Origin of the sequence: Kocuria sp. ZOR0020, from assembly GCF_000800955.1 — a bacterium.
GTDB lineage: Bacteria > Actinomycetota > Actinomycetes > Actinomycetales > Micrococcaceae > Kocuria > Kocuria subflava.
On the sequence record NZ_JROX01000057.1, the window covers coordinates 1 to 3,757 of the forward strand.

Annotated in this window: 3 protein-coding genes and 1 tRNA gene; 2 read left to right on the forward strand and 2 right to left on the reverse strand. The window is 64.2% G+C overall.

Features of this window, described 5'->3' with window-relative positions:
* Nucleotides 1-140: 140 nt before the first annotated feature.
* Nucleotides 141-213, reverse strand: a tRNA-Arg gene (locus L979_RS04035).
* A gap of 216 nt (nucleotides 214-429) precedes the next feature.
* Here L979_RS04035 and ssb point away from each other — a divergent pair.
* Both ssb and ettA read left to right on the forward strand, forming a co-directional pair.
* Nucleotides 430-1,173 carry a single-stranded DNA-binding protein gene (ssb, locus tag L979_RS14365; RefSeq protein ID WP_052209456.1) on the forward strand — a complete coding sequence of 248 codons (744 nt, stop codon included), beginning with the start codon at nucleotides 430-432 and terminating at the stop codon, nucleotides 1,171-1,173.
* Between the two features lie 68 nt (nucleotides 1,174-1,241).
* On the forward strand, nucleotides 1,242-2,924 hold the full coding sequence (ettA, locus tag L979_RS04045) for an energy-dependent translational throttle protein EttA (RefSeq protein WP_047689538.1): 1,683 nt from the start codon (nucleotides 1,242-1,244) through the stop codon (nucleotides 2,922-2,924).
* 101 nt (nucleotides 2,925-3,025) lie between these two features.
* Here the strand turns inward: ettA and mmuM are convergent.
* Nucleotides 3,026-3,757 (reverse strand): homocysteine S-methyltransferase (mmuM, locus tag L979_RS04050; protein ID WP_047689541.1); only part of this gene is annotated, 732 nt, incomplete at its 5' end.

Consider the following 3,757-nt stretch of genomic DNA (forward strand, 5'->3'; position numbering starts at 1 on the left):
GGCGATCAAACGGCCTACTCGGCGGAAAGGGCGGAAGGGCGGAAGGGCGGAAGGGCGGAAGGGTGGGGAGCGCAGGGGGAGATGCAGGCAGCAAAAAGCCCGCCTGACGCATGAGGGTCATGCGGCAGGCGGGCTGTGGGCGCCCCGGGAGGGAGTCGAACCCCCGACCAAGAGATTAGAAGGCTCCTGCTCTATCCACTGAGCTACCGAGGCCGGCCGAGACAGTCTAACCAACCTCCGGCCAGGCCTTGTTCCTCCACAGCGCACACGGTCCGCACAAGCCCCCAGAGGTTCTCCCCAGTTCGGCAGATGGCCTCAGTACGACCGCCCATGAACCGGTCACAGTGGGGTGAACCCTCCGGGGATCCGCCCCGGGTCAGGGACCACCTGGTCGGCCATCATGGCCCGGCCCTCTGATCAGGAGCACTCATGACTGACACGATCACGGTGCGCGGTTTTGTGGCCACCAGGCCCTCACTGCGCCAGACCTTCAACAACACTCACGTCTCCGACTTTCGGTTGGCCTCGACCTCCCGCCGTTACGACGCCGACAAAGGCGAGTGGGTGGATGCCGGCGCCACCAACTGGTACACAGTCACCAGCTACCGCTACTTGGCGGACAATGTGGCCGTGTCCTTGACGGTGGGGGACGCCGTTCTGGTGCATGGGCGTCTGAAGATCCGCGAGTGGACGGACAACTCCGGGCGCAAACGGCACACCGTGGAGATCGAGGCCACCTCCGTGGGACCGGACCTGGCCTTGGGCTCGGCCAAGTACAGCCGGGCAGGTGGAGGGCGCAACAACGGCGCAACCCAGGAGAACACCGCCTCAGGTGACCAGGGCGTGACCTCCACAAGCAACGACGACGCCCGGCTCCAGGAATCAGGCAACTCCCTCACCAGTGGAGGACCCGACCCTGAGTCGGCACAGACCTATGACTCTGAACCGAACTGTGACCCCGACACCGGTGAGGTGTTCGAAGAGGGGGAGGGCGGCGTCGTCGATCGGATGACCGCGTGGTCTCCGGAGGATGACCCCATGACCGGTGGTGTGGGTCTGCAGCCAGGGGAGGTTGCTGATCTGAACCAGGAATCCCGGGTGGAGTTCCATCTGAACGAGTCCGAGGCGGATGCCGAGCAGGGGGCGGATGTGATGAGCGGCTCTACGCGATGAGGAAAACCGCCGGTGCCCGGGCGGTGCGGATTCCCCGGGCACCGGCGGCCACGGGTAGCCTGGTGGTCATGGCGGAATTCATTTACACCATGAACAAGGCCCGCAAAAAAGTGGGCGACAAAGTCATTCTGGACGACGTCACGATGTCGTTCTACCCAGGCGCCAAGATCGGCGTGGTGGGGCCCAACGGTGCCGGTAAGTCGACCATCCTGAAAATCATGGCCGGCCTGGACGAGCCCTCCAACGGTGAGGCACGTCTGTCCCCGGGGTACACGGTGGGCATCCTGCTGCAGGAACCGCCGCTGAATGAGGAAAAGACCGTGCTCGGCAACGTTGAAGAAGGCGTTGGTGAGATCAAGACCAAGCTGGACCGTTTCAACCAGATCTCGGAAGAGATGGCGCAGCCGGATGCGGACTTTGATGCCCTGATGGAGGAGATGGGCTCCCTGCAGACGGACATTGACGCCGCCAACGCCTGGGACCTGGACTCCCAGCTGGAGCAGGCCATGGACGCACTGCGTTGCCCGCCCGGTGACACCCCGGTGACCAACCTCTCCGGTGGTGAGCGCCGCCGCGTGGCACTGTGCAAGCTGCTGCTGGAGAAGCCCGATCTGCTGCTGCTGGACGAGCCCACCAACCACCTGGACGCCGAGTCCGTGCTGTGGCTCGAGCAGCACCTGGCCTCCTACCCGGGTGCCGTTCTGGCCGTGACCCACGACCGTTACTTCCTGGACCACGTGGCCGAATGGATCTGTGAGGTGGACCGCGGCCGCCTCTACCCGTACGAGGGCAACTACTCCACCTACCTGGACACCAAGGCCAAGCGCATGGAGGTCCAGGGCAAGAAGGACGCCAAGCAGGCCAAGCGCCTCAAGGATGAACTCGACTGGGTGCGCTCCAACGCTAAGGGGCGTCAGGCCAAGTCCAAGGCACGTCTGGCTCGTTACGAGGAAATGGCGGCTGAGGCGGAGAAGACCCGGAAGTTGGACTTCGAAGAGATTCAGATTCCCCCGGGACCGCGCCTGGGCAGCCAGGTGATCGAGGCCAAGAACCTCAAGAAGGGCTTTGGCGACCGCGTTCTGATCGACGATCTCTCCTTCACGCTGCCTCGTAACGGCATTGTGGGCGTGATCGGCCCCAACGGCGTGGGCAAGTCCACCCTGTTCAAGACCATTGTTGGTCTGGAGCAGAAGGACGACGGCGAACTCAAGGTCGGCGATTCCGTCAAGATCTCCTACGTTGACCAGAACCGCGAAAACATCGACGCAGAGAAGTCCCTGTGGGAAGTTGTCTCCGACGGTCTGGACTTCATCAACGTGGGCCAGGTGGAGATGCCTTCACGTGCCTACGTTTCCGCGTTCGGTTTCAAGGGCCCGGACCAGCAGAAGAAGGCCGGTGTGCTCTCCGGTGGTGAGCGCAACCGCTTGAACCTGGCCCTGACCCTCAAGCAGGGCGGCAACTTGCTGCTGCTGGATGAGCCCACCAACGACCTCGACGTCGAAACCCTGGGTTCCCTGGAGAACGCTCTGCTGGACTTCCCGGGTTGTGCCGTGGTGATCTCCCACGACCGCTGGTTCCTGGACAGAGTGGCCACTCACATCCTGGCCTGGGAGGGCACGGAAGAGGACCCGGACAACTGGTACTGGTTCGAGGGCAACTTCGAGTCCTACGAGGAGAACAAGGTGGAGCGCCTTGGCCCGGAGGCTGCACGTCCCAAGCGTGTGACCCACCGCCGCCTGACCCGCGACTGAGGCGTGCCCCGCGACTGAGGCGTGCCCCTCGGTTGAGGTTTCCACCGGGCATCTGCCCGCGAACCCTCATGTGACTCGCTCATCAGCAGTTGATGGGCGAGTCACATGAGGCTTCGTCGTATCTGGGCCGTGTCTGCAGGCGTGGTCCGGCAGCATCCGCCCACCAGGCGCACTCCCAGTTCCAGCCAATCCTCCACAAACGCGGTGAACCGCGCCGACGACGACGCCGCAGTCCACGTCTTGGTCTGCGCATCATAGGTGTCCCCGGAGTTCGGGTAGCAGGCCAACGGCAGGTTGGTGCGGGAGCCCATGAGCGTGAGCGCCGGGGTGAGAACTTCCGGGGCCACGCAGTTGACGCCCACAGCCACCAGAACGGAGTGCTCGGCGGCCCACTCATCCACCCAGTCCACGGCATCAGCCAGTGGCGTCCCATCCGCCAAGGTGGAGGTGTCCCTGAGCTGGAAAGACACCCACGCCTGCGCCTGAGGAGCCAACTCCTCCAGCAAGGCCAACACTGCCTGGACCTCGTCCAAACGGGGCTGGGTTTCCACCGCGAACAGCGTGAGGCCTGCTGCCAACAGAGCCTGAACTCGCGGGCGGTGGAACTCCTGAAACTCCTCAGTGCTGAGCTGGTAGGCGCCTGTGTACTCCGAGCCGTCGGCCAGATAGGCCCCGTACGGGCCAAGGCTTCCCGCCACCAACGTGGATCCGGTTTCTGAACCATTCGGCTCTGCCAGAACCGCGTCCTGCGCCAGAGTGGCACCGCGGGAGATGAGGGCGCGGGCGTCGTCGGCGGAGAATCCGGCGGCCATGAATCCAGGCACGGTGGCTTG

Bases quoted from the DNA above. Each gene is read 5' to 3' on its own strand.
- ssb (WP_052209456.1), top strand. From the start codon at position 430: ATGACTGACACGATCACGGTGCGCGGTTTTGTGGCCACCAGGCCCTCA.
- ettA (WP_047689538.1), top strand. From the start codon at position 1,242: ATGGCGGAATTCATTTACACCATGAACAAGGCCCGCAAAAAAGTGGGC.